Annotated in this window: 22 protein-coding genes and 1 tRNA gene; 10 read left to right on the forward strand and 13 right to left on the reverse strand. The window is 69.7% G+C overall.

All coding sequences use genetic code 11. The features are described from left to right. Positions 1 to 42 precede the first annotated feature (42 nt). Together AB0I69_RS42165 and AB0I69_RS42170 are read right to left on the reverse strand one after the other, a co-directional pair. Positions 43 to 1,632, reverse strand: coding sequence for an MFS transporter (locus AB0I69_RS42165; RefSeq protein ID WP_363101097.1), 1,590 nt, complete (start codon positions 1,630 to 1,632; stop codon positions 43 to 45). A gap of 131 nt (positions 1,633 to 1,763) precedes the next feature. Further along, complete coding sequence (locus AB0I69_RS42170; protein ID WP_363101098.1) at positions 1,764 to 2,411, reverse strand: TetR/AcrR family transcriptional regulator; 648 nt, start codon at positions 2,409 to 2,411, stop codon at positions 1,764 to 1,766. Positions 2,412 to 2,695: 284 nt separating this feature from the next. Between AB0I69_RS42170 and AB0I69_RS42175 the strand changes: the two genes are divergently transcribed. From AB0I69_RS42175 to AB0I69_RS42190, 4 genes are all read left to right on the forward strand, one after another. Further along, positions 2,696 to 3,979, forward strand: coding sequence for a M6 family metalloprotease domain-containing protein (locus AB0I69_RS42175; RefSeq protein WP_363101099.1), 1,284 nt, complete (start codon positions 2,696 to 2,698; stop codon positions 3,977 to 3,979). 111 nt (positions 3,980 to 4,090) lie between these two features. Next, the gene (locus tag AB0I69_RS42180; RefSeq protein ID WP_363101100.1) at positions 4,091 to 5,779 is read left to right on the forward strand and encodes an IclR family transcriptional regulator C-terminal domain-containing protein; all 1,689 of its coding nucleotides are present in this window, start codon (positions 4,091 to 4,093) and stop codon (positions 5,777 to 5,779) included. A 178-nt stretch (positions 5,780 to 5,957) separates the two neighbouring features. Further along, positions 5,958 to 6,033, forward strand: a tRNA-Arg gene (locus AB0I69_RS42185). 147 nt (positions 6,034 to 6,180) lie between these two features. Continuing rightward, the gene (locus tag AB0I69_RS42190) at positions 6,181 to 6,441 is read left to right on the forward strand and encodes a hypothetical protein (protein WP_363101101.1); all 261 of its coding nucleotides are present in this window, start codon (positions 6,181 to 6,183) and stop codon (positions 6,439 to 6,441) included. A gap of 59 nt (positions 6,442 to 6,500) precedes the next feature. On the opposite strand, the gene AB0I69_RS42195 is transcribed toward AB0I69_RS42190, so the two are convergent. The 7 genes from AB0I69_RS42195 to AB0I69_RS42225 all read right to left on the reverse strand — a co-directional run bounded on the left by AB0I69_RS42195 (position 6,501) and on the right by AB0I69_RS42225 (position 13,715). After that, positions 6,501 to 7,013, reverse strand: coding sequence for a DUF6087 family protein (locus AB0I69_RS42195; protein WP_363101102.1), 513 nt, complete (start codon positions 7,011 to 7,013; stop codon positions 6,501 to 6,503). 288 nt (positions 7,014 to 7,301) lie between these two features. Further along, entirely contained in the window at positions 7,302 to 7,625 is a 324-nt protein-coding gene (locus AB0I69_RS42200; protein WP_363101103.1) for a helix-turn-helix transcriptional regulator, read from the reverse strand. Next, entirely contained in the window at positions 7,625 to 7,993 is a 369-nt protein-coding gene (locus AB0I69_RS42205; protein ID WP_363101104.1) for a type II toxin-antitoxin system RelE/ParE family toxin, read from the reverse strand. Before AB0I69_RS42205 ends, AB0I69_RS42200 begins: the two co-directional genes overlap by 1 nt. Before the next feature lie 240 nt (positions 7,994 to 8,233). After that, positions 8,234 to 9,343 carry a DUF475 domain-containing protein gene (locus tag AB0I69_RS42210; RefSeq protein ID WP_363101105.1) on the reverse strand — a complete coding sequence of 370 codons (1,110 nt, stop codon included), beginning with the start codon at positions 9,341 to 9,343 and terminating at the stop codon, positions 8,234 to 8,236. A gap of 539 nt (positions 9,344 to 9,882) precedes the next feature. Beyond that, positions 9,883 to 11,013: a GNAT family N-acetyltransferase gene (locus tag AB0I69_RS42215; RefSeq protein ID WP_363101106.1), complete on the reverse strand. Its 1,131-nt coding sequence runs from the start codon at positions 11,011 to 11,013 to the stop codon at positions 9,883 to 9,885. A gap of 140 nt (positions 11,014 to 11,153) precedes the next feature. Next, entirely contained in the window at positions 11,154 to 12,359 is a 1,206-nt protein-coding gene (locus tag AB0I69_RS42220; RefSeq protein WP_363101107.1) for a M23 family metallopeptidase, read from the reverse strand. Positions 12,360 to 12,521: 162 nt separating this feature from the next. After that, on the reverse strand, positions 12,522 to 13,715 hold the full coding sequence (locus AB0I69_RS42225) for an MFS transporter (protein ID WP_363101108.1): 1,194 nt from the start codon (positions 13,713 to 13,715) through the stop codon (positions 12,522 to 12,524). Positions 13,716 to 13,788: 73 nt separating this feature from the next. On the opposite strand from AB0I69_RS42225, the gene AB0I69_RS42230 reads away from it, so the two are divergent. The 3 genes from AB0I69_RS42230 to AB0I69_RS42240 all read left to right on the forward strand — a co-directional run bounded on the left by AB0I69_RS42230 (position 13,789) and on the right by AB0I69_RS42240 (position 16,269). After that, positions 13,789 to 14,754 carry a winged helix-turn-helix domain-containing protein gene (locus AB0I69_RS42230; RefSeq protein WP_363101109.1) on the forward strand — a complete coding sequence of 322 codons (966 nt, stop codon included), beginning with the start codon at positions 13,789 to 13,791 and terminating at the stop codon, positions 14,752 to 14,754. A gap of 70 nt (positions 14,755 to 14,824) precedes the next feature. Continuing rightward, positions 14,825 to 15,328, forward strand: coding sequence for a glutathione peroxidase (locus AB0I69_RS42235; protein WP_363101110.1), 504 nt, complete (start codon positions 14,825 to 14,827; stop codon positions 15,326 to 15,328). A gap of 80 nt (positions 15,329 to 15,408) precedes the next feature. Further along, complete coding sequence (locus AB0I69_RS42240) at positions 15,409 to 16,269, forward strand: MerR family transcriptional regulator (protein ID WP_363101111.1); 861 nt, start codon at positions 15,409 to 15,411, stop codon at positions 16,267 to 16,269. Positions 16,270 to 16,448: 179 nt separating this feature from the next. Here AB0I69_RS42240 and AB0I69_RS42245 read toward each other — a convergent pair whose 3' ends face one another. The 3 genes from AB0I69_RS42245 to AB0I69_RS42255 form a co-directional block, all read right to left on the reverse strand. Next, the gene (locus AB0I69_RS42245; protein ID WP_363101112.1) at positions 16,449 to 16,658 is read right to left on the reverse strand and encodes a DUF397 domain-containing protein; all 210 of its coding nucleotides are present in this window, start codon (positions 16,656 to 16,658) and stop codon (positions 16,449 to 16,451) included. A 243-nt stretch (positions 16,659 to 16,901) separates the two neighbouring features. Further along, complete coding sequence (locus tag AB0I69_RS42250) at positions 16,902 to 17,759, reverse strand: helix-turn-helix transcriptional regulator (RefSeq protein WP_363101113.1); 858 nt, start codon at positions 17,757 to 17,759, stop codon at positions 16,902 to 16,904. Between the two features lie 378 nt (positions 17,760 to 18,137). Beyond that, complete coding sequence (locus AB0I69_RS42255; protein WP_317880987.1) at positions 18,138 to 18,890, reverse strand: GPP34 family phosphoprotein; 753 nt, start codon at positions 18,888 to 18,890, stop codon at positions 18,138 to 18,140. Between the two features lie 279 nt (positions 18,891 to 19,169). Here AB0I69_RS42255 and AB0I69_RS42260 point away from each other — a divergent pair, with 279 nt between their 5' ends. Both AB0I69_RS42260 and AB0I69_RS42265 read left to right on the forward strand, forming a co-directional pair. Further along, positions 19,170 to 21,797: a D-alanyl-D-alanine carboxypeptidase gene (locus AB0I69_RS42260; RefSeq protein WP_363101153.1), complete on the forward strand. Its 2,628-nt coding sequence runs from the start codon at positions 19,170 to 19,172 to the stop codon at positions 21,795 to 21,797. A gap of 186 nt (positions 21,798 to 21,983) precedes the next feature. Beyond that, positions 21,984 to 23,840: an MFS transporter gene (locus AB0I69_RS42265; protein WP_363101114.1), complete on the forward strand. Its 1,857-nt coding sequence runs from the start codon at positions 21,984 to 21,986 to the stop codon at positions 23,838 to 23,840. On the opposite strand, the gene AB0I69_RS42270 is transcribed toward AB0I69_RS42265, so the two are convergent. Next, complete coding sequence (locus AB0I69_RS42270; RefSeq protein ID WP_363101115.1) at positions 23,841 to 24,680, reverse strand: hypothetical protein; 840 nt, start codon at positions 24,678 to 24,680, stop codon at positions 23,841 to 23,843. It abuts the gene before it with no gap. 81 nt (positions 24,681 to 24,761) lie between these two features. Between AB0I69_RS42270 and AB0I69_RS42275 the strand changes: the two genes are divergently transcribed. Then, positions 24,762 to 25,550: an SDR family oxidoreductase gene (locus AB0I69_RS42275; protein ID WP_363101116.1), complete on the forward strand. Its 789-nt coding sequence runs from the start codon at positions 24,762 to 24,764 to the stop codon at positions 25,548 to 25,550. The last annotated feature ends 133 nt before the right edge of the window (positions 25,551 to 25,683 follow it).

The following is a 25,683-nucleotide window of genomic DNA, read 5'->3' on the forward strand; positions in this document are numbered from 1 at the left end:
CGTACGGATGGTGCGAAGGGGGTACGACCGGATCGGGCGTCGTCAGTGGGCGACGACCGGGATCTTGAACTCGTCCTCGACGTCGTCACCGGAGGCGGTGACCGGGTCGGAACCCTGCTTGCCGGCGTTGACGAGGACCCCGACGATCACCGAGGCCGCCACCAGCATGCCGACGGCGAACCAGATGGCGTTGGTGTAGCCGTGCACCTGGCCCTGCAGCGCGACGAGCTGCTGCTGGGTCTTGGAGGTACCCGCACCGGCGATGTGGTCCTTGATGTACGCGGTCGTCGCGGACGCGGCGATCGTGTTCAGCAGGGCCGTACCGATCGCGCCGCCCACCTGCTGCGAGGTGTTGACCATCGCGGAGGCGACACCCGCGTCTCGGGGCTCGACGCCCAGGGTGGCCAGGGACATGGCGGGCATGAACGCCGTACCCATGCCGAGACCGAGCAGCAGCATCGCGGGCAGGATGATCGAGGCGTACGACGAGCCGATCTCCAGCTGCGTCATCAGGAGCATGCCGACCGCGGCGACCAGGAAGCCGGGGCCCATGAGCAGGCGGGCCGGCAGGCGGGTCATCAGGCGGGTGCCGATCTGGGTCGAGCCGACCATCATGCCCACGATCATCGGCATGAAGGCGAAGCCGGTCTTGATGGGCGAGAAGCCCTTCACGACCTGCAGGTAGTAGGTGAGGAACAGGAACGTGCCGAACATCGCGATGATGGCGATGCCGAGCGAGAGGTAGATACCGCCGCGGTTGCGGTCGGTGATCACGCGCAGCGGCAGCAGCGGGGCCTTGACCTTGGCCTCGACGATGACGAACGAGACCAGCAGGACGGCCGACGCGATGAAGAGCGCGATGGTCGAGGAGTCGCCCCAGCCGTTGGACTCGGCGCGGGTGAAGCCGTAGACGAGCGAGACCAGGCCGAGGGTCGACAGGAGCACGCCCGGGATGTCGAGCGGGTTGCGGTTGCGGCCGCCCGCCGGCTCGCGGATGACGAAGTACGCGCCGAGCGCGGCGATGATCGCGAACGGGATGTTCACGAAGAACGTCCAGCGCCAGTCCAGGTACTCGGTCAGCACACCGCCGAGGATGAAGCCGACGGCGCCGCCGCCACCGGCGATCGCGCCGTAGATACCGAACGCCTTGGCACGCTCCTTGGCGTCCGTGAACATCACGGCGAGCAGGGAGAGCGCGGCGGGCGCGAGCAGGGCGCCGAACGCACCCTGGAGGGCACGGGCGCCGAACATCATGGCGCCGGAGGTGGCGAGACCGCCGAGCGCGGATGCGGCGGCGAAGCCGGTCAGACCGACGACGAAGGCGCGCTTGCGCCCCCACAGGTCGGCTATACGGCCGCCGAAGAGGAGGAGTCCACCGAAGGCGAGGGCGTAGGCCGTGACGACCCACTGCCGGTTGCCGTCGGAGATGCCCAGGTCGGTCTGGGCGGACGGAAGGGCGATGTTCACGATGGTCGCGTCGAGCACGACCATCAGCTGGGCGAGCGCGATGAACGCGAGCGCCTTCCAGCGGTTGGAATGGGCTTCGTGCTCGGCGGCGGCCTGCGTGGCCTTGTCGCCCTTGTCGAGAGCGCCTGGGGCGCTTCGGGCTGATTCAGACATGGTGGTACCCACTTCGGGACTTCGTGACGGAAAAACACGGAAGAAGAACGTGATCGGGGACGGCTCGTCTACGACGACGAGAGCCGGAGCTTGTTGTTGGGACTGGCGTGACGCTCGGAACTAATCGGCGCTGAACTAATCGGTCAGGGCTGCCGGAGATCCTCCATGGTCGCGGCCGTGCCGGGCAGGACCGAGCGGGCCGGGGCCCGCAGTCCGTCCAGGAACAGCTGCAGGTGTCGGTGTACGAAGCGGTCGGCGCTGAGGCAACCGGTGCCGGCCGGGGGCCGGCTGAGCTGGGCCACGGCGACCATCAGATCGCCGACACCCACGTCGGTCCGGAGCTGTCCGGCCCTCCTGGCCCGCTCCATGATCTCGTCGATGAGCTGCTCGACCCTCTCGCGCGAGGCTTCCAGATCCGGGTGGAACTGGTCGAAGGTGCTGGAGATCATCGGGCACAGTGCGCTGATCCGCTCGTCGGCGGACACGTGCACGAAGCGCTCCAGAGCGGCGAAGGCGTCGCCGGTCTCCGCGAGCGCCTGCTCCGCGGCCTCCGCCGTACGGTCCATGACCGAGACCACGACCTCGCGGACGAGGGCGTCGCGGTCCGGGAAGTTGCGGTAGAGCGTGGCGTTGCCGACGCCGGCCCGGCGGGCGATCTCGTCGAGCGGCACATCGGGGCCGAACTCGACGAACATCTCGCGGGCGGCGGTGACGATCCGCTCCCGGTTGCGCAAAGCGTCGGCGCGCGGCCGGGTCACCTTTCGCTGTACGGGGGTCATCGCGGTCGTCACGGCGAACTCCTTGAGTCACGGGTTACGGGTGGCGATCCGGGGACGGACTCCCCGTTTCGCTCGGACACATGGCTAAACGGGGAAACGGTCCCCGGTTATTTCCCGCCCGACGACCTATTTGATGTGACCTGGGTCACATCCCGTTTGGGCCCTTCGCCAGCGCCCACCGACCAGAACCACACGGTCGGTCTCCTCCAGCGCGCGCCCTCGCACCGCACGACACAGGGTGATCGAAAGGGTGCAGCCGGAGACCGGCGGCTGCCGTTGGCGCGAAGGGTCCCTGCATGCAGCCCAGCCGTCGGATACGCCCGCGCCGCGTGGCCGCCCTCGCGTCCGTGACCGTCCTGACCCTCGCGGTCAGCACCTCGGCCGGCACCGGACACCTCACCCCGGGCGCCATGACGGCGGCGGGCCCGGTCGCGCTCGCCCGCACCTCCGCACTCGGCCCCTGCATGATCAACGGCCCCCTCGACGTCCAGATGTCCGAGGGCATCCCCACCCCCGGCGGCTACTCCCGCTCCACCGGCACGGTCCACGCCCTGACCCTGATGGTCGACTTCTCCGACGCCCCCGGCCAGGGCACCGCCGTGGACCGCTACCACGAGTTCTTCCCCAAGACCCAGGAGTGGTTCGCCGCCAGCTCCTACGGCCGCCTCGACTACCGCCCCGAAACCCCGATCGACCACTGGCTGCGCATGCCCAAGCCCTTCAGGTCCTACGGCATAGAGCGCGGCGCGCCCTTCGACCCCGGGTACCGGCAGCTCGTCCAGGACATCGTGACCGCGGCGGACCCGACCGTGGACTTCCGCCAGTACGACCTCCTGAACGTCCTGGTCACCCCGAACGCGGGCCCCTCCGCCCTGGACACGGTCCTGTCGGTGACGTTCGCCGGCAACACGGAAGCCCCGGTGGCGGACGGCGTCCCGGTCTCGAACGCCTCCTTCGTGTACTCCCGTCAGGACGACGGCTCCGGCACCTACTCCCAGACCGGCTACCGCGTCCTCCCCCACGAGAACGGCCACGTCTTCGGCCTGCCCGACCTCTACACCCAGGAGGGCGGCGGCGCGGTCGGCCACTGGGACATCATGAGCGAGGACTGGGGCGCCGACAACGACCTCCTCGGCTGGCACAAGTGGAAGCTCGGCTGGCTGGACCCGTCCCAGGTGAACTGCGCGATGACCAGGGGCACTTCGGAGTACACCCTGACCCCGCTGGAACGGCCCGGCACCGACGGCGCGAGGCTGATCTTCGTCCCGCTCTCCCGACGGACGGGCTACGCCCTGGAGGTGCGGACGCACGAGGGCAACGACGAGGCGGTGTGCCGCCCGGGCGTCCTCATCTACAAGGTCGAGGCCGACGTGGACACGGGCCTGGGCCCGGTGAAGGTGTACGACGCGCACCGCGACAGCGGGGGCTGCACCCGGAGCCCCAACGTCCAAGCGGAACTGTCGGACGCGCCGTTCACGGCGGGCGAGAGCTTCAACGACCCGGGGAAGGGAATCCGGGTCGCGGTCACCGGGACGGACGCCGCGGGGAACTACCGGGTGACGGTGACGCGGACGCGCTAGGGGTGACCCGGACGCGCCAGGAGAGCCTGGCCGAAGGGCACTCGCCGGGCAGAGGGGACGGTGGGCGCGGGCTTACCGTAGGGCTGCCGAGATCGCCGTACCGGAGAATCGATGCCCACTGACGCCCCTGACACCACGCTGGTCGACCCTGCCGCCGCCGTACCCGCCGAGGCGGTCGCCCCGCTGATCCGCGGGGTCGCGGTGCTGCGGCAACTGACCGACGCGGGCGGCACGTTGAGCCTCAGCGGACTCGAACGGGCCACCGGCCTCGCCCGTTCCACCGTCGACCGGATCACCGCGACGCTCGCCCGCATGGGGTACGTCCGTCTCGACGGCCGGGACACGGTTCTCACCCCGCGGATCATGGAACTGGGCAACGCCTACCTGGCCGCCCTGCGCCTGCCGTCCGTACTGGACGCCCGCGCGGACGCCCTCGCCGACGAGCTGGACGAGTCGGTGTCGTTGGCGGTGCCCGACCGGGACGGCATCCGCTTCATCCACCAGGCGACCCGCCGCCGCGCCATGTCCCTCAGCTTCCGCATCGGCGACCTGCTGCCGGCCGAACGCACCGCGCCAGGACCGCTGTTCGCGACGGAGTGGACGGACGCGGACTGGCGACGCTGGCGGGAACGCCGCTCGGCGGACCCGACGGACGAGGGCTTTCCGGCCGTTCCCGTACGTCCGTCGCCGGAGCCGCCCGACTTCGAGCGGCGCGCCGTACAGGCACGCCAGGACGGCTGGGCGCTGGACGACCAGTTGATCGAACCGGGGCTGGTGGCGGTGTCCGTGCCCGTACGGGACCCCCGTACCGGCGGGATCGCGTGCGTGGCGAGCGTCGTGAGCCATACGAGCCGGCACACGGCGGAGGATCTGCGGAACTCCCTTCTGCCCAGGCTGCGTTCGGCGGTACGGACGATGGAGGAGGACCTGGCGGACGATCTGCGCGAGGCCCTACGGGTCGAGTCCGTCGCCGCCCCCTCCGGACTCGCGACCTGGACGGGGGCGTCGAAGCAGGAACTGGGCCGGGAGTTCGTCGAGTCCCTGGCCCGCGGACTGACGGTCCTGACCGCCTTCGGCGAGGGCCGCGCCGAACTGACCCTGACGGAGGTCGCCCAGGCGACGGGGCTGGCGCGGGCAACGGCCCGCAGAGCCCTGATCACGTACGAACACCTGGGCCTGGTGACCCCGTCCGGCGACCGCCGCTTCGCACTGACCCCCCGGGTCCTGTCCCTGGGCTTCCCACCCCTGTCGCGCACCTCGCTGCCGTCCCTCGCGACCCCGCACCTCACCGCCCTCGCGGCCCGCATCCACGAGTCGGCGTCCCTGGCGATCCTGGTGGGCCGGGACATCCAGTACACGGCCCGGGTCGCCACGAGCCACGTGATGAGCGTGAACATCGCGGTCGGCACCCGCTTCCCGGCGTACGCGACGGCACTGGGCCGCGCACTCCTGTCCGACGCCGACCCGACACCGGTACGGCAGGCCCTCGCCGATCCGCACCCCCTGACCCCGCACACCCTGACGGATCCAACGGCGCTGGCGAACGCCCTGGAGACGGTCCGCTCGCAGGGCTACGCCCTGGTGGACGAGGAGTTGGAGGCGGGCCTCCGCTCGATCGCCGTCCCGATCCGCGACCGCACGGGCCGGGTGGTCGCCGCCCTGAACACGGCAACACATGTGGCCGGCCGCACGGCCGAGGAGTACGTCCGGGACACCCTCCCCGAACTGACGGCGACGGCGAGCGACATCGAGGGGGATCTGAGGGTGGCGGGGCGCTTCACACGGGTGTCGGGGGTCTGAGCTCGGCGCCCGCCCCTGTCTCCCCTGGCTCCCCTGGCTCTGCCTTGCCTGGCTCTGCCTTGCCTCGCTCTGCCTTGCCTCGCTCTGCCTTGTCCGCCTCTGCCTTGCCCTCCCCCACCGAACCGACTCCGCAAATCCGCTACCCTGTCCTGGACCGCCTTCCGGGGCGATCCGTCCCGCCTTCGTAGCTCAGGGGATAGAGCACCGCTCTCCTAAAGCGGGTGTCGCAGGTTCGAATCCTGCCGGGGGCACCATGCATTATGCTGCTGACCTGGGGTTTCTCCCCCAGGAAAGCGCTCTGTTCGGCCTCGGACCGCGTGTCCGGGGCCGTTTTGCGTGAGCGACGGGGACGGCTCGGCCGGTAGCGGGTCTGTGTGCGCAGGTCTGGACGTCGGACCTCTATGCCCCTGGTGGACATGCTGCTGTCCGAACTCGACGAATCCCACGACAACCTCGTCCTGGTCATCGACTACCTGCACGAACTCACTGCGCCCGAGGCCGCCGGTCAGCTCACGGAGTACTGCCGCTCGCATGTGTTCCTCCGCGTACTCAGGACGCACGCGGGCCGCCGTACGGGAATCGCGGGGACTTCGTACGCGGTCACGCGGGCTGCCCCGTGCACTCGCAGATGCGCTCAGTGCTCCAGCGCGGCGCCGGGATGATCGCGCCTTCGGGGGAGCAGTCGAACCGCCTGATCTTGCCGTCGACCAGCTCGAAGACATCACAGCACGGTGCGTCGATCCGCTTGCCGGTCGGCGGCAGCGTGCCTGCGGGCCGAGGTGCGTTCCCTGCAGCGCCAACTGCACCACCACCATGTCGCCGGTGGAGCCGATGGACGAGTCGGTGAACGTAGCGTCCTCGGTGAAGGCCGCAGCCCCCTGTCTGCGGACGAGCGCCGACCGCTGATGACGTCACGGCAGTCCCCCACACCCCGGGTACACCCGGCGTCTCGGTGACCTGCCGCAACACATCCAGACTCGTCGCTCGCCCAGTGACGGGCAGTCACTGGATTACGGTGAATCACGGGCCCGGCGAAGCTGCGGCCCCGGAGCCGTCGTCGTTGTATTACCTGAGCGCCGGGGGCTTGCGATGCTTGCGGGGAGAGGATCGCCGTTGCCTCGGGATGTAGATGGGAAGCTCTCGGGCCGTCGCCGGAGACTACGGGCACGGCACGAAGCCAGCCGATCTTCGCGTCACGGCGTTCCGCCCAGTCCTTCAGCGGTTCGTCGTCCATATCGTCGGCGGTGGCCGTTTCAGGAGGGCAGCGGCCACGACGGGCGTCCGTCCGGGTTGTCGAGCCAGATCGCCTGTTCGTCGCGGGAGACCGTGACGCCGCATGCCGCGCGGTTCGGTGAGCCGTACGCCCCGCGGTGGCGACTGCCGACTCGACCGCGTCCCAAGGATGGCGCGGGTCGCCCGGACCTGCCAGTGGTTGTCTGCGGGAACAAGTACAGCGCAGGAACCAGTGACGTTGTCCAGTACGAACGTGCCGGCCGGACCGGCGTCAACCGGCGGCTCGGTTTCAGGCGGCGTGCGGGGTGAAGGTGACGCGGGAGTCACCCTCGTCGATGGCAAGGTTCAGCGTGCCGTCCAGAGCCTTGGCCAGGCGTCGCAACAGCGGGAGAGTGGGCACGGTGTCGCCGCCCTCCATTCGGGACACCTGAGGCTGCGTCATCCCGGCCCGTTCGGCCAGTACGGCCTGGGAGAGTGCGAGTTCGATCCGACGGTCGTAGACCGCCTGCCCGAGATCGCCGGCCAACCGCGCGTCGACGTACTCCTGGTCGTACTCCACCGTCTCACCCGCGAGCTGCCGGGTCCGGCGTGTCCTCCACGTGCTGTGATTCATCAATTCTCCTTGCCCCGATCGTAGGTGTGCTCGGCCCGGCCGTGCTCCGTCTCGCAGACCTTCTGTGCCTGATGCGCACGCTCGACTTCCGCAGCCTCACGCATCCTCGTCTTACGGAACACCGTCAACAGAACAATCCGCTGCCCGGAGGCGAGCCAGTACGGGATGCGCACGGCCTCACCATCCAACTCGAAGCGCAGCTCACGCAGCTTGCCACCCAGGTGACGCGAGTACGGCTCACCAAGCGTCGTCGGCTCGTCCAAGAGACGGTCCGTCTTGTCCTCCACCCGCCGGTAGAGGCGGAACGGGAGCAGTTCCAGCCAGTCCCGAACCTCGGGTTCGATCTCAATCTCCCACCGCTCCGTCATGCAATCAACGGTATATGCCTCCAATTACATACGGCAACTTCACGGGCCTCTCAGGGCCAAGGTCGGCGTATCGGAGAGTGCGCCCCGCGGAACCGTGCGGTCCGCCAGGGAGCAAGGCTCGCGGACCTCGTCGTGGCGTCCTTCGAAGGTGTCACCGCCCTGTGGCGCACCGAGCGGGGGCATAGAGCCCCTGGACCGGGTCGCGCGGCAACTCGACGTGCTGGTCCGGCAGCCCGCCAGCTAGGGAACCCTCGCCGTATCCGCAGGCGCAGCCGCCCCCTCCGCCTCCGCAACCGCCCGGTTCCGCCGCACCGACGACCAGAACGACCAGCCGATCAGGACCACGCCGACCAGGCCGGTGATGACCTCGTTGATCTGGTACTGGATGGTGACCATGAGGATCACGGCCAGGGCGCCGATCGCGTAGTGGGCGCCGTGCTCCAGGTACACGTAGTCGTCGAGCGTGCCCTGGCGGACCAGGTAGACCGTCAGGGAGCGGACGTACATCGCGCCGATGCCCAGGCCCAGTGCCATCAGCACGATGTCGTTGGTGATGGCGAACGCGCCGATCACGCCGTCGAAGGAGAACGAGGCGTCCAGGACTTCCAGGTACAGGAACATGAAGAATGCCGCCTGGCCCGCCAGGACTACCGCCGAGCGGTTGCTCTCCCGTTCCTGTTCCTCCTCCGCCTCCAGGCGGTCCTCGAAGTAGCCGGAGAGTCCGCCGACGATCATGTACGTGATCAGGCCCGCGATGCCGGAGATCAGAACCGTCTGGGCCTTGTCCGCGTGCGCTCCGCCGTGCTGGTGGGCGTGGGTGGCGAAGGTGAACGACGTGATCAGCAGGACGATCAGGGCGATGCAGACCGACAGCATGTCGACCTTGCCGAGTCTGGCCAGGGGGCGTTCCAGCCAGCCCAGCCACTTGATGTCACGGTCCTCGAAGATGAAGTCCAGGAAGATCATGAGGAGGAACATGCCGCCGAAGGCCGCGATCGACGGGTGGGCGTCGGTGACCAGCTGTTCGTAGCGGTCCTTGTCGGTCAGCGCCAGGTCGACCGCGTCGATCGGGTTCTTCTTCGCCGTGATCGCGACGATCACGACCGGGAAGGCGAGGCGCATGCCGAAGACGGCGATCAGGACGCCCACCGTGAGGAAGATCTTCTGCCAGAAGGCGGACATCTTCTTCAGGATCCCGGCGTTGACCACCGCGTTGTCGAAGGACAGCGAGATCTCCAGGACGGCCAGGATCGCGATGACTCCGAACGCCGTCCAGCCGCCGTACCAGACTCCCAGGGCCAGGCCGAGCGCGGTGACCGCGAACGACCAGCGGAAGGTCTTCAGAAGCACGGGTTGCCCCTTCCTGTTGTCGCGCGGTCGCCCGCGGGCCGGGCATCAACAGCCCTGACCATCATCGGCGTTGTCTACCACGGTCGCCTGTCGTGCGGGTGTCGGGGGCGTCATCGGGGCGGGTATCCGTCGGGGCGGCGGGACAGTCGGGGGCGGTGACCGTCGCCGTAGGTTCGCGGGAGGCGTCCCGCGGGTCAGGGAGAGCTGGACGCGGACGCCGTCGCGTGGGCGTGCGTGCTCTCCTTCGTCGGCATCGTCTCCGCGGTGATGGTGACGGGCTCGGTCCGCGTCCGCGCGGAGGTCCACCCCGCGGAGGGGGAACGGTGGGCCGCCGGGCAGCAGCCCGCGTTCGTCGGCGTCCGCGCCGAGGCTCACGACCGGGTGGGGCGGCGTCGAACTCGCGGACGCGGAAGGGCTTTGGCCGACGGCTCCCCCGTCGCTCCCCTGCATCCGGCGACGGCCCCTTCGGTACGGGATCGAGTACTGCGTCCAGTACTACGCCCGCCGGATCACGCGACCGAGGGGATGTTGCCGCATCGTCACTTCTTCGGTGTCGTCCGGCCCGTCGTACGCAGCGTGCCCACCGTTTTGAGGAGGCGGTCCGCCGGGTCGCGCAGGGACGGGTGGGCCAGGACCGTGTTGCGCAGGCCGCGGACCGGGCGGCGCCACAGGCGGTGGGCCGCCGCCACCGGGTGGGGGCGGGTGGCGAAGCCCTCGCCGACGCGCAGTTCGCGGGTCTTGAGCCAGTCCTTCCACTCCTTGTCGCCGCGGCCCAGGTCCATGAGGCGTACGCCGTGCCGGCCCGCCTCCTCGGCCATCCTGAGGTGCATGATCAACCCCGGTGAGTAATACCGGAGTTCGGGGTCGTATGCCGTGAACCAGGCCGCGAACAGGGTGCGGGACGTCGGTCCGAAGTGGGCCGCCACCGGGCGGTCACCGGCGTAGAGGACCGACAGGATGCCGGTGAAGTGTTCCTCGCGGACATGGAAGAGGTGGTCCACCAGGTCCACGATCCAGGGGCGCGCGAAGCGGTCCATGCGGCCGGTCCTGCGGTACTGGGCGGACTTCCAGCGCATCAGCGTGTGCAGCACCTCGGGGTCGCGCTCGTCGTAGACGAAGCGCATCTCGCCGAGGTCGCGGCCGAGGCGGCGTTCCTTCTTCAGGGTCGTCTTGGCGATGCCCGGGTAGGCGGCGCGCAGCCACTCGGCGTAGGGGACCTCGCCGTCGCCGTCCTTGAGGTCGATCACCGGGGACCCGAAGGTGCCGGTGACGTGGCGGCCGAACGGCTGTTGTTCCTCGACGAGATGGTCGAACTCGAAGACCGACAGGCCGCAGGCCCGCAGGAGTTGCTGGACGTCCCAGGTGACTCCGGGGCGGTGGACCAGGGCCTGGCAGTCGGAGAGGCCGAGGCCGATGGCCCGGCCGACGCCGACGTGGTTGCGCTCGTACGGGAAGAAGCCGACCGGCTCCCCGCCCTCGTGCAGAACCGCCACCTGCGCGCCGCCGCGGTGGCGGCCGACGCCGTCCGCGAACTCCGGTGCCAGAAAAGGGTTCGCGTAGTCCGGCGACTCGTCCATCGCCTTGTGCCAGGCCTGGCGGAGCGTGGTGGTGAGCTCCTCCGGTCTGTGGATCGTGATGTCCGCCTTGCCGGCGGATCGCATGGATCGCATGGGCGACCGTCCCCCCACATTTCCCCCACGACGCGTCGTCCGCGTCCTGCCTACGTATCCCAAGGTACGACGAGACACGAACAGTTCGGCAGGGCTCAAACGTCGCGAAACAGTACGCACGCTGTCAAGGATGCCTCCGGCTACGGAAAAGTACGGATCACCCGTCCCCGGTACAGCCGTCCCGCGACTCCCGAGAAGCGAAGGTCCAGGCCAACCCCGTCGCGTTCCGCATGGAGATGGAGATGCGGCTCGGAGGTGTTGCCCGAATTGCCCGTCTCACCGAGGAGTTGACCCGCGTGGACAACGTCCCCCCGGCTCACCGTCAGTGAACCGGCCCGCAGATGGGCCAGTTTGACGATCTCCCGGCCGGTGTCGATGAACACGTGGTTCCCGTACAGGGGTTGGTAGCGGAGGCGGCCACCCGCGTCCGGCCGCTGGTCCTCGATCGAGTCCTCGGCGGAGATCACGCGTCCGTCGCACGGGGAACGTACGGCGCGACCGTAGGCGGCGTACGCGGTCGGCTCGTGGTCGGCACGCGTACGGGTGCCGTAGCGGCCCAGCCCCACCAGGTCGACCGCGCCCCGCTGTTCGGGGATCCGGACGTGGTGGTTGAGGGGCCGGCCACCGCCCTGGACGACGTACCACACGCCCTCCAGCGGGAACCTCAACGGCTGGGAGAGCGGCGCGCGCCAGGTGTGCGTCCGCGCGACGGCGACCACCACGACGAGCGCCAGGAGGAGTACGGCTGCGCCCGCAAGGCCCAACAGGCCGTGGCCCGGCGGTAGTTCGGACAGCCGGGGCGCGGAGACGAGGGCGGCTACGACGACTGCCGCCTCGACCGTGCGGCGCGGGAGGCGTGGCTGTTGGGCGGGGGCACCGAGGCCCTCGGCGAGGACGCAGCAGACGGCGAGGATCGTCAGGTCGGTGAGCCAGGCGGTGCGGTCGGGGGCCGTCCAGAGGGCGACGGCGTTCCAGAGGACGAGGAGAGGGAGCAGCAGGGCGTACGGCGGGCGGCGCCTGCGAGGCGGGGTGTAGCGGGTGCCTTCGAGGTACAGGGCGGTGAGTTCGCCGTCCGGCGCCGTGCGGGCCCAGGCGCGCACCTGACCGCCTTCTTCGCCGGTCACGATCAGGCCGTCGGGGCTGTCCGCCACCGTGACGGGCCGGCCGGTCCGGGCCAGTGTCGCCCGGACGATCCGTTCCAGGGTGTCGGCGCCGACCGCCTCCGCCACGCGCGGGGCGAGCCGGGGCCGCTCCTCCGGGGCTGCCGTGAGGAACCTCAACAGGGCGTGGGTCTCGGGCGGTTGGGGTGGCGACGGCTCAGGCGTCTCTGGCGTCTCAGGCGTCAACGGGGCTCCCTCGGCGTGCGTGCCGATGCGACGGCCGACGCGGGGACGCGGCCGGCGTAGGGAAGACGGGAGGACGCCCGGCACGGTTCGCCCGACCGGCACGGTTCTCAGCCACCCGGCACGGTCGGCTGTCGTCCGCCCGGCCGGGCGCCCCGACTCACCTCAGCCCTGGGCCGTTTGCACCTCGGGGACCTTCCGTCGTCCCTCTCGGGCGAGCGCCGCCAGCGTCAGTGTCACCGCGGCCGATGCCGCCGCCATCAGGGTCATCGCCGTTCCCGGCGAGGTCAGTTGGGCCAGCGTGCCCGCGACGGCCGCGCTCAGGCCCTGCATGGTGAGCATGCCTGCGGAGCGCAACCCCTGGGCGTGGCCCGCGAGTTCGTCGGGGGTGAGTTCCATCAGGCGTTCCTGAAGGACGAGGGAGGCGCCGAAGCCGATAGAGGCGACGCACGCGGCGATCGCCGCCCAGGGCATCCCGGGCCGCAGCGCGAAGAACAGGTACGGCGTGGCCAACAGGAGCCGGAGCGGGATGTCCAGGCGGGAGCGCAGGGCGGGCGGTACGAAGCGGCCGAGGGTCAGGTCGCCGACGAACATGCCCAGCGCCGCGCTCGCGAACAGCGCGCCGGCGGACCCGGAGTCGTAGGAGACGTAGAGGGATTCGCAGCCGACGACCAGGCCGTTGGGGACCCACAGGCCCAGGTAGGTGAGGCGGCGGGGGCGGGAGGACCACAGGAGGGCGTTCGTGCGCCAGGTCGCGGCGACGGACGGGCGGCCCGCGGAGCGGGGCGGGCGGGCGGTCAGGCCCAGGCGGATGACGAGGGCCGTGATCGCGTACAGCGCCGCCGACAGGAGCAGGCAGACGCGCGGGGACAGGAGGGTCAGCAGGGCGCCGCCCAGCGCGAAACCGGTGACCTGCATCAGCCCGGAGGCCATGTTGAACACCGAACGGCCCAGCAGGTAGCCGTCCTTGGTCAGGATCTCGTTCAGCAGACCGCCGCTCACCCCGCCGCCCATCGAGGCGATCAGGCCCTGCAGGAACACGATGCCGAAGACCGCCCCGAGCGGCAGGCCGGGCAGTGCCAGCAGGGCCGTACAGACGGCGAACGCGGAGTTGATGCCCGACAGGGTGACCCGTGGGGGCAGGCGGTCGGCGCCCGACAGGAAGAAGGTCGCGCCGAGCATCTGGGCGAGCTGCGGCCCGAACATGCTCACGGCCGACAGCAGGGGCGAGGCGGTCGCCCGGTAGACCAGCGTGGCGAGCGCCAGCCCGCTGATCGTCAGGGCCGCGGTCTGGGCGGCGAAGGAGAAGAAGAACGGGGTGTACTCAGGGGTGCGGAAGAGCTCGCGGTAGCTGCGCATCAGCGGAGTCTGCGGGGGTCCGCGCGGGGGTCGTATTCTTTCGCGTGGACGCGAAACATCGGGGGTGACGGTCATGGGGTGGTGGCAGCTCAACGCCGACACCCTCGCCCGGAGCCGGTTCGTGCTGTCGCCGTTCGCCGAGACCTTCGCCGCACTCAAACTGCTCCACCTGGGGGTGGCCGCGCATCCCGGTGAACAGGTGTGGCTGCAGGAGCATCTCCCGGGATACCGGGGGCTGTTGGCGGACGATCCGGTCACCGGGCTGCTGGTGCGGTCGGGGCTCGGGCGGTCCTGGATAGCCGACTTCCTCTCGCCCACACCGAGGGACCGGGAGCCGTTCGAAGCGGCCGTCGCACGGGTGCGGGCGGTGCCTCCCGCCGACGCGCGGGCGCACCTCGTGGTCTCCCTCGCCGGACCGCTCCCCGCCGCCCTGGAGCGCGACGACCTGCCCGAGCGGGCGGCCCGGCTCCTGGAGTACGTGTGGGAGGAGACCGTACGGCCGTCCTGGGAGCGGCGCCGGCGCGTGCTGGAGGCCGATGTCGTCGCGCGGACCGCACAGGTGAGCCAGGGCGGCTGGGCGGCCGTGGTGGACGCGCTGCGGCCGGGGCGGACGCGGTGGCTCGGGGAGAACCGGCTCCAGGTCAATCTGCACGAGTATCCGCCGCGGGAGATCTCCGGCGCGGAACTGGTCTTCGTGCCGGTCACGCCCAAGGGCGGGTGGCTGTCGTGGGAGGAGCCGGACCGCTACGCCATCGTCTACACGTGTTCGGGTGCCCTCGCCGACCACGACTCACGGGCCGTCCCCGCGAGCCTGGGGGCGCTGCTGGGTCCCGCGCGGGCGGGCGTGCTGATGCTGCTCGGCGCCCCGATGAGCACCAGCCAACTGACCGCCGTGACCGGGCAGGGGCTCGGTTCGGTGGGCCGACATCTGCGGGTGCTGCTGGACGCGGGGCTGGTGGAGCGGCGCCGGGCGGGGCGTTCGGTGCTGTACTCGCGGACGGCGGCCGGGGAGGTCGTGGTGAAGGCCGTCGGCCTGTAAGCACACCTGCAAGTGCGAAGGCTCATGGGCCCGTGGGGAGAACGACATTTACCGGAGTTAGCATCCGGTTATGACGACTACAGAGAACACGGGTCCCCTCGGTGTCGAGATCGGGTCGCTCAAGGGCGGCTCGGCGGACCTCTCGCAGTACGCGGGCAAGGCCGTCCTCGTGGTGAACGTGGCCTCCAAGTGCGGGCTGACCCCCCAGTACACGGGCCTTGAGCGGCTCCAGGAGCGGTACGCGGAGCAGGGCTTCACCGTGCTGGGCGTGCCCTGCAACCAGTTCCTCGGGCAGGAGCCCGGCAGCGCCGAGGAGATCGCCGAGTTCTGCTCGGCGACGTACGGCGTGACCTTCCCGCTGACCGAGAAGGTCGAGGTCAACGGGGACGGCCGGCACGAGCTGTACGACCGTCTCGTCGGCTTCGCGGACGGCGAGGGCCACACCGGTGACATCCGCTGGAACTTCGAGAAGTTCCTGATCGGCCGTGACGGCACGGTCGTGGCCCGCTTCTCCCCGCAGACCGAGCCGGAGTCGGCGGAGGTCGTGGCGGCGGTGGAGACCGCCGTCGCCTGACCACGGCTGTTGACCTTGCCCCTGGGGCAGGGCTGAGCGTCCTTGTCGCCGGGCGGACAGAGACCGCCCGGTGACGGAGGATGGCCGAGATGGACGACGACGACCTGCTGACCATCGGCGCGTTCGCGGCGCGGGCACGGCTTTCGGCCAAGGCGCTGCGGCTGTACGACCGGCTCGGGCTGCTGTGCCCGGCTCACGTCGACGAGGTCAGCGGCTACCGCTACTACCGCGCCGACCAGGTCGAGCGGGCCCGACTCGTGGCGCTGCTACGGCAGTTGGACATGCCGCTGGCCCGGATCGCCTCGGTGGTGGAGGCCGACGGGACGGACGCCGCCGATCTCCTCGCCGCGTACTGGACGGATGTCGAGACCCGGTTCGCCGGGCAGCGCACGCTCGCCGAGTACCTCCGTGCACGACTGTCGGGGAGGAGCTCCGAGATGTACGGAAAGTTCGTGGTCGAGACGGTCGAGGTACCGGAACAGGTGCTGATCACCGAGACCCGGCACACCCTCGCGGACGAGTTGCCGGCCTGGATCGGGGCCTCGCTGGGGCGCCTGGAGGCGGCGGCGAAGGAGTGCGGGGGCGTGAGCGCCGCGCCGTTCGTCGTCTACCACTCCGAGGTGTCCATGGAGAGCGACGGTCCTGCCGAGTCCTGCGTACCGGTCGCGGACGAGGCGGCGGCACGCGCCTGGGCGGCGCGGCAGGGGCGGGCCTGGCAGACGGCGGTGCGGGTGGAACCGGCCCGGCGGCTGGCGTACGCCCGGATCACCAAGGCGCAGGTGGCGCATCCGCAGATCCTGGCCGCGTTCGAGGCGGTGGAGCGGTGGGTCGCCGGGCAGGGGCTGCGGTATGCCGGGCCGTGCCGTGAGGTGTACTTCGCGGACTGGGAGGCGGCGGGGCCCGAGGACCCGGTGTGCGACGTGGCGTTCCCGGTGGAGTGAGGCGCCGCGAGCGGGAGTTGCGGGCAGAAGCCGAGCCCCCTCGGCCAGGACGGCGGGCCAGTCGAGAGGGCTCTTCCTTTGGTGCTTCTGCCGCACGCACCGCATGGGGTGCGTGAACTGCGTGTCATGCCTGAACTGCATGTGCTGCTTATGGAGTTGTAAAAGGTGACTCAGCCGCATCAGTGAAGGTCGTGCGCCCCCCGGGCGACGTCCGCCACGAAGGCGTTCCACGAGTCCGCGGGGAAGGCCAGCGTCGGTCCCCCGGAAACCTTGGAGTCCCGCACAGCCATGGCCGCGAGAACCGGTGACTTGATCTCGACGCACGCGCCGTTCCCGGTGGAGTACGAGGACTTGGTCCACGTGTCCGTGGCGCCCTGACGAATTGCCATTTTTGCTCCGGTTATGCCAGTTGATGAGTTGCTGTCACCGCGCGTCACGTCCGACCACGAACCCTTCGGACGCACAACACGGTTTGCGCCAACGTGCGTTGCTCGATGGCGTGATCGACGCTACTCGCCAACATCGGTGGGCGAAGCGGCCATTCACTCGACCGGGTGGCATATACCCCTGGTGTCTTCCATCCCGCCCGGCGGAAGGTGTAGTCTGCGGCGCCTTCCGCCGGAGGGGCCTCTTCAGCGCGCGTATTCCTTCGCGATGTCCGCGATGAACTGCCGCGACTGGTCCACGTTCAGGGCCTGCGCCCTCAAGTGCTCGTACATCACGCTGTACTTCTGGACGTCGTTCGCCTTCTCCAGGTACAGGTCGCTGGTGACGCCCTCGATGTAGACGACGCTGGAGTCCGCCGCGTCGGGGAACTCCAGGATCGCGTACTGCCCGTTGAGCCCGGGATGGGCGCCCATGTCGAACGGGATCACCTGCACGGTCACGTGCGGCAGTTGGGACTGCTCGACGAGATGCTCCAACTGGTCCCGCATCAGGGACCGGTTGCCGACCACCCGGCGCACCGCGGACTCGTCCATCACCGTCCACAGCCGCAACGGGTTCTCCGGGGCGGAGATGCGCTCCTGCCGGCGCAGCCGCACCTGGACCCGCTTCTCCACATCGGCCGAGGCGGTCTCCGGCAACGCCCCCGCGATCAGCGCCTCGGCGTACTGCCGGGTCTGCAACAGGCCCGGGACGACCTGCGGATCGTAGACGCGCAGACTCGCCGCGTCCGTCTCCAGCCCGATGTAGACGCTGTACGGGATGTCGCCGAAGGAGTGCCACCAGCCCTGCTGGCGCGAGTCCTTGGCCATCTGCATCAGCGAGTCGACGATCCGGACGTCCTCGACCTCGTAGACCCCGCACAGGTCGCGGACGTCACGCTGGCTGATGCTGCGCCGGCCGTTCTCCAGCCGGCTGATCTTCGACTGCGACACCAGCAGCCGCTCTGCGACCTCTTCGGCCGTCATGCCCTTGAGCTCTCGGAGCCGACGCAACTCCTGGCCCAACCGGCGTCGCCTGACGGTGGGATTGACACTTGACGCCACGGGAACGTGCACCTCCGGCTGCATGCCTCTACTTGCCACTGCTTACTGCTACTTGCCGCTCACTGCTTGCCACTTTGCGTATCTGCTGTTGAGCAGACTGCCACCAAGGTGGTTTCTACCGCTGGGAAACGGTGGATATGCGGCAGGTACGAGCCAGATTCCGGTTGCCGAAAGCGTCCGTAGATGCGGCCGAGCGGGGTGGAGAGACGTTACGTCTACTCCACCCCGCTCGGACCAGCGGCTCCCGAACCGGGTCTTGGGGACTGGCGGTGCGGCGGTACTGCGTGTGGTGCCGGTACTGCGGTGGTGCGGTACTTCGATGGTGCGGTGGTGCGGTCCTGTCGTGACTGATGCGGGCGTGTGCCGTGGGACTGCGGCTCAGTGAGCCACGGCGCGCGCCATGGTGCCGCGGTGCGGCTGCATCGGAACACCACGAGCCGGTTCCGGTGGCCTGGATCCGGGCACGGCCTGACGGCCGGCCGGGGCCGGGCTACGACGTGGCTGTGCCGCCACACCGTTCTGGACGTCCATCACGGCGTGCGCCACGAGACCGCCCATGGGGTCGTGCCTGATCAGGTCCCGCAGCCGGGAGCGGGACGAGCGTCCCTCATTACCCGGATACAGGTGTTTGCCCAGACCGACCGCGTGCGCCAGTGCGGCGAGCGCGGCTGTCCGCGGGTCCGGCGGTACGCCGGTGCGGATCGCGGAATCGAGTCGGCCCCTGATCTCACGGCTGATCTCGTTGTCCGTCGCCTGATAGCGAGTCGTCGGCAGCACCCCGCACATCTGTCCCGCCACGGCATGCACCATGCCGCACCGCTCCAGATGCGAGAGGTAGGTCTGGCGAAGTCCCAGTCGGGGCCCGCCAATCCAGTTCACTGCACGTACAGGAGCGCCACGCCTTCGCAGCAACTCCAACGCGCAGTCCAAAGTCGGATCTCCGGTCGGCCGTGGTACCACCACGGCGATACGATCCCCGTCTGGGGCTATCCGTCCGGCCAGCGCCAGCTCCACTAGCTGCGCTCCGGCCAGACCGAGGTCGAGCGACTGCGGCTGTGCAGTGGTACCCGTGGCCGGGTCCAATGCCAGCAGTAGAAGCTCTTCCGGAAGAGTTCTGCGGCTCCTGCCCATCCATGCCTCCCCGCGTGGATGAATGACAGGGTGACCCCTCTCACATTGGTCTGTCGAGGGTGCGTGACCGCTTCGTGATGGAACCAGCAGGTATGTCGTTCTCGTCTACCGCAGGGGTTAAGCCCGCACACAGGACACTGGTACATGGTTCGGACAGTGGTGTTGATGCGCTGTCCGGCCGGCGGGTAAGAGATTTTCCAGCTGATTTTCCAGCTGATTTTGTAACTAACTCGGTTATCTCGGTCGGTTCGGTTGACGCACGCTGAGCGCGTGCGGCGCATGGAGGAGGCATCGGTGGCGGGCGAGTCCCCCGACAGGTCGAAGCAGCGCGAGTCGTCGGCAGAACCGACGTCGGGGAGCGCGAGTCCGGTTCCCGAGGCCCGGGGCGCGCGCGATCCCCGGTTGGCGGTGGCCCGGGAGGACACGACACCGGCCACGGCCCAGCGCGGGGGCGTCGATACGGCGACGAAGGTCTTCTCGATCCGGGAGTTGAAGTCGGAGACGGCTGAGGCGGACGGGGCGGGTGGAGCCGACAGGTCGAGTGGAGCCGGCGAGGTCGGCGGGTCCAGCGGGTCCAGCGGGTCCGCCGAGGGCAGCGACTCCGGTGATTCCGAGCCCACCGCTGAGCAGAACCCTTCCGCCAAGGGCGGCAAAGAGGGCGATGCGCGGTTGCGGGCGGCTGTGGCGGCTTGGGTGTCCACGTCGGATGAGCCGGGCGAGCAGGATGAGTCGGGCGAGCCCAACGAGCAGGACGGGGAGGAGGTCCAGGGCTCAGAGGAGGCTGCGGAGGCTGCGGAAGCTGCGGAAGCCGAGGGCTCTGAGAGCCCTGAGAGTTCTGACGACTCTGAGCGGGTTGCCGACGCCGATGACCCCGAGGAAGCCGAGGAAACCGGAGAAGCCGAGGAGTCCGCTGGCGGCACAGGAGAAGTTTCCGCGGACGAGGACGCTGAGGAGCCCACTGAGGGCACAGAAGCCGAGGATGCGGGGGAAACCTCCGCGACCGACGTTCCGGACGCTGAGACGGCCGAGGAGACCGACGAGGCGACCGACGCGGGCGAGCAGCCCGAGAGCGGCGACGAGGCCGCTGACGCGGCTGACGCCGAGGCCGAGGCCGAGGTCGAGGTCGAGGTCGACGGTGACGACGATGCGACCGAGGGTGAGGCGGTCGACGACACCGAACCCGAGGCCGCCGCCGGGCCCGAAGCCGCCGCCGAAGGCGACACGGACGCGGAGATCGCCGCCGACGCGGACGCGGACGCGGAGATCGCCGACACCGACACCGACGAACAACCGAAAGCCGCCGACGACGAGCCCGCCCCAAAGGGGCCACCCGCACCCGACGACGAGACCCGCACCGGCGGTGCGGGTGGGGACACGAAGGCGGCCGACGGCGAAGCCGAGGCCGTCGATCAGCCCACCGCCGTCTTCAAGGCCCCACGTCCGCCCAAGCCCGCGGTCGACCAGCCCACCACCATGCTCAAACTCGGCGGTGCCACCAAGACCCCCGAGTCCGAGGCCGAGCGCACCAGCAGATTCGTCGCGCTGAAGCCCCTCGACGAGCCCCGCCGGGACGCCACCCGCCCCGTCGCCCAGGTCGGCCCCGAGCGCACCACCCAGGTACCGCTCCCCCCGAAGCCCCCGCTGGACCTCCTCGCCGAGCTGACCAACACCCCGCCGCCCCCGGAGACCCCGGTCCGCACGGCGATCCGCAGGGTCAAGATCTGGACCCCGCTGGTCATCCTCCTGGCGATCGTGTTTGCAGTAGTACAGGCCGTACGGCCGCTCCCCGCGCCCTCTCTCGCCCTCACCGCCGACGACTCGTACACCTTCGACGGCAGCAAGGTGGACCTCCCGTGGCCCAGCGAGGGCCAGGGCTGGATGGACGTCAACGGCATCGGCACGATGGGCAACTTCGGCAAGCAGACGCCGGTCGCGATCGGGTCCGTAGCCAAGGCGATGACGGCGTACATCGTCCTCAAGGACCACCCGCTGAAGTCGGGCGCGGAGGGCGAGAAGATCACCGTCGACGCGACCGCCGAGAAGGAGGGCGGCTACGACAAGGACGGCGAGTCCACCCTCAACACCGTGAAGGCGGGCGACGTCCTCACCGAGAAGCAGGCGCTCTCGGCGATCATGATCCCGTCGGCGAACAACATCGCGCGTCTGCTTGCCCGTTGGGACGCGGGCTCCGAGGCGGCGTTCATCAAGAAGATGAACGACACCGCCAAGGCGCTGGGGATGACGAACACGACGTACACCGACGCCTCGGGCCTGAAGGAGACCACGGTCTCCTCCGCCGAGGACCAGGTGAAGCTGGGCAACCAACTGGTCAAGATCCAGGCCCTGATGGACATCACCAAGCTGCCGAGCTGGGTCGACCCGTCCGGCAAGAAGTGGACCAACTACAACCGCCTGGTGCCGTACAACAACTCGCTCGGCATCAAGACCGGCACCACCACCGCGGCCGGCGGCAACCTGTTGTTCGCGGCCACCAAGGAGGTCGGCGGTGAGACGGCCGTCGTCGTCGGCGCGATCCTCGGCCAGCACACTGCGCCGATCATCGACACGGTCAACGCGGTCAGCAAGACGGCGATGCTCGCGGCGCAGGACGCGATGACCTCGGCGAAGATCCTGAAGAAGGGGACCGTGGTCGGGTACGTCGACGACCAGCTCGGCGGTCACACGCCGGTCGTCGTCACCAAGGACGTCGCGGCGGTCGGCTGGGCCGGCCTCAGGGTGAAGCTGTCCTTCGCCTCCGACTCCGTACCGCACACCGCGAAGGCCGGCACCAAGGTGGGCACGCTCACCGTGGGCGACGGTTCGGGCGATGCGGTCAAGGTGCCGGTAGCCCTCCAGAAGGACCTCGCGGAACCGGCCCTGACCGCCAAGCTGACCCGCCTCGGCTGACCCACAAGGCGATGCACGTCACCGCGTCCCGTCTGCGGGCCCCCACCCGGGAGCCCGCCGGCGGGACGCGTGCTAGCGTCGCGAATCGGGGCACGTCGCCGGTCAGGGAGACGCGGCGTCGAACAGGCCGGGAACGGGACAGGACGCGGCCGAGAACAGAAGACGGGACACGGGGAGTGCCTTCAGGTGGCCACAGCGGAGCCGACACGTGCCGACGATGCCGATCCGGGCCCGGTAGCCGGCCCGCGAATACAGCTGCCCGCACACTGCACGGACGACGACGAGACAGCTAGCGCAGGCTCCCGCAGCGCTCGGTGGGCTCAGCTCGTCGACCGTCTCCGCGCCCCCTTCCTCCGCCACCCGGTCATCGGCCTCACGCTCCTCTCCGGCGTCCTCCACATCGTCTGGTTCTTCACGTTCGCGAACAGTGGTGGCGATCTCGCGGCGCAGGACGCCTGGGCGGAGTTCGTCGGCCGGCACCCGGACTCGGCGTACAACCTCGCCTGGTACGGGGGCATGCACCCGGTGTCGTACAGCGTGGTGTCGCCGTATCTGATGTCGGTGCTCGGTGTCCGTACGACGATGATGATCGCCGGGACGATCTCGGCGGGCCTGCTCACCATGATCCTGATCCGCAGCCGCTCGGTGCGGAACCCACTGTGGGCCTCGCTCGCGGGTGTCTTCGCGCTGCTGTGCAACGCGGCGTCGGGCCGGGTGACGTACGGCCTGGGCATGGTGTTCGGGCTCGGCGCGGTGGCCGTCGTCTTCTGCTGGCCCTACCGCTGGCGCTACAAACGCTGGGCGAAGGCCCTGTGCGCGGCCCCGCTGGCGGCGCTCGCGACCATGTCGTCGCCGGTGGCCGGACTGTTCGTGGGCCTGGTCGCCGTAGCCCTGTTCCTGCAGAAGCGCCGCCCCGGCGCCTGGGCTCTCGGCCTCGCGCCCGCGGCCGTGGTGGCCGTGTCGGCCTGGCTGTTCCCGTTCTCCGGCACGCAGCCGATGACGTTCGGCTCGGTGATCCTGCCGCTGATGTCCGGGGTCCTCGTCTACTTCCTGGTGCCGCGCGACTGGACGACCGTACGGATCACGGCGGCCGTGTACAGCATCGGGGTCATCCTGGTCTGGCTGGTCAGCTCGCAGATCGGCTCGAACATCAGCCGGCTGGCGATGCTGTTCGCCGGGGTGGCCCTGATCGCCGCGCTCCCCTTCGCGGTGCCGCGCTCGCGCAAGTGGTACACGATCGTGCTGGCCTTCGTCGGCTTCACCGGGTGGATCGGCTTCAAGTCGGTCGACGACGTCATCAACACCGCCCCGGCCGCGTCCTGGTCGCACGAACTCGCCCCGCTCGTCAACGAACTCCAGGAGGTCGGCGCCGAGCGCGGCCGGGTCGAGGTCGTCCCGGCCCGCTCCCACATCGAGGCCTCCGCACTCGCGCCGTACGTCAACCTCGCGCGCGGCTGGAACCGCCAGGCCGACATGGAGCGCAACCCCCTCTTCTACGACGACACGCTCAACTCGGCCAACTACCACGAGTGGCTCCAGCGTTGGGCCGTGCACTACGTCGTCCTGCCCAAGGACGAACCGGACGGCGACGGCGGCGAGCGCGAACGGGCCCTGGTGCAGCGGGGGATGCCGTATCTGAAGCAGGTCTGGGGCGACGCCAACTGGCAACTGTTCCAGGTCACCGACCCGGCGCCGCTCGCCGAGCCGAACGCGGTCGTGGACCGGGCCGAGCAGGGCGAGTTGACCATCGAGGTGAAGAAGAAGGGCCGGATCCTCATCCGCATCCCGTACTCGCCGTGGCTGAGCATCGTCGACGCGAAGGGCAAGAGCCTCAAGGCTCCCCAGGAGACCGACGCGTCCAAGCATCGTGCCGAGGGCACGCCGAAGACGTACGACAACCTCAACGGGTGCCTGATGGAGACGGAAGAGGACTCCAAGGGCGACAAGTGGACGATGCTGCTGGCCCCGAAGACGGGGACGTATCGGCTGGCGGCGCCGTACCAGTTGCCGCGGGGCACTCCGTGTCCGGATGAACTGAAGTAGTCAGCGGAGCCGGTCCACGTACTTGTCCGTGCCCGGCACCGTGGGGATGAACGGCGCCACCAACTCCACCCGCCCCAGGCCCGATTCACTCACCGGCGCTTCCATGTCCGTGAAGTACTGCTCCCAGCAGTCGCGCGGATCCGCCTCCAGGAACCACAGCAAGGTCAGCCGCGTATCGACCCCCTCGACCTGCTTGACGTAGGTCATACGGTCGCCCGGCAGCGGGGTCGGCCGGAACACGGTCACCATCGCGGCCGGAGACCCGACGAGCCGCTTGGGCAGGTGCCGGGAGCGCAGCCACTCCAGCAACTCGGCGCGCTGCCCGGCCGATTCGCTGTCGATGACCTCCAACACCAGCCCGGCGTAAGGGTGGTCGAGGGCGTGGAAGTCCCTCGGCCCGGCCGCGCCGTCGCGGTAGACGGTCGCCTCGTGGTCCTGGAACGCGGTGAAGACGTGCGTGCGGTCCTGATAGACCCGGCCGTCGCGGTTGAGCCGCTTGTTGATGCCGACGGTCCACTTCATGTGGTCGTCGTAGCGGCCCTCGGTGACCCAGTACGTGGAGAGGTAGCAGCCGGCGGTGACGGGCTGGGCGACCGCCGACTTCTCGGGAGAGCGCAGGAGTTGGAGGTCACGGGTGGCGACCCAGCGGCGGCCGGCGTACATCCAGGGCATGGCCATCGCGCCGGCGTAGTAGTGGTCGTCCTCGTACCAGCGGTTGTAGGCGTACTCGTGGCCCGGATGCGGTTCGACCATGGTGATGAGCGCGTGTCCTGGCCGGACTCCGTACGGTCCTACGGCGGCCAGTTCGGCGTACTCGTCGCTTCGGGTTTCCTCGCTCACGTCGCTCCCCTTCCGTCCTCCGCCGGTCGCCCATACTCTGACGCCCCGTCAGATAAACCGCCAGACCCCGGGAGGGATCGGATGTCACTGCTCGCGGGCAAGACCGTCGTCGTCTCGGGGGTCGGGGCCGGACTCGGCCACCAGGTCGCCGCGGCCGTCGTACGGGATGGGGGAAACGCCGTCCTCGGCGCGCGGACGGAGGCGAATCTCGCCAAGTCGGCCGCCGAGATCGATCCGGACGGGGCGCATACGGCGTACCGGGCGACGGACATCACGGACGAGGGGCAGTGCGAGGCGCTCGTGGCGGTGGCGCGGGAGCGGTTCGGGCGGGTCGACGCGGTGGTCCAAGTCGCCGCGTGGGACAGCTACTTCGGCGGGGTCGAGGACGCGGACTTCGCCACCTGGCAGTCGGTGATCGACGTGAACCTGCTGGGGACGCTGAAGATGACGCGGGCCTGTCTGCCGGCGCTGAAGGAGGTGGGCGGCGGCTCGGTCGTCTTCATCGGGACGCAGTCGGCCGTCGCCGCGCCCTCACAGGTGCGGCAGGCTGCGTACGCGGCGTCGAAGGGGGCGCTGACGAGCGCGATGTACTCGCTGGCAAGGGAGTTGGGGCCGTACCGGATCCGGGTGAACACCGTGCTGCCGGGGTGGATGTGGGGCCCGCCGGTGGAGGCGTACGTGCAGTTCACCGCGCACACGGAGAAGGTGCCGGAGGCGGAGGTCCTGAAGCGGCTGTCGGACCGGATGGCGCTTCCGGAGCTGGCGACGGACGGGGACGTGGCGGACGCGGCGGTGTTCCTGGCGTCGGAACGGGCACGAGCGATCACGGGACAGTCGTTGCTGGTCAACGCCGGGGAGCTGATGCGATGAGTTCACATAGATGAACCAAGAACATCAATCCGAACGATTTTACTCCCCCTTGACCGTGCGCTTACTTGTCGTGCTCACGCGCGACCGCCCACGATGAGCCCCGGGCTGAACCGGCTCAATCGTGGGAGGGCGC

Source organism: Streptomyces sp. NPDC050508 (genome assembly GCF_040655155.1).
Taxonomy (GTDB): Bacteria; Actinomycetota; Actinomycetes; order Streptomycetales; family Streptomycetaceae; genus Streptomyces.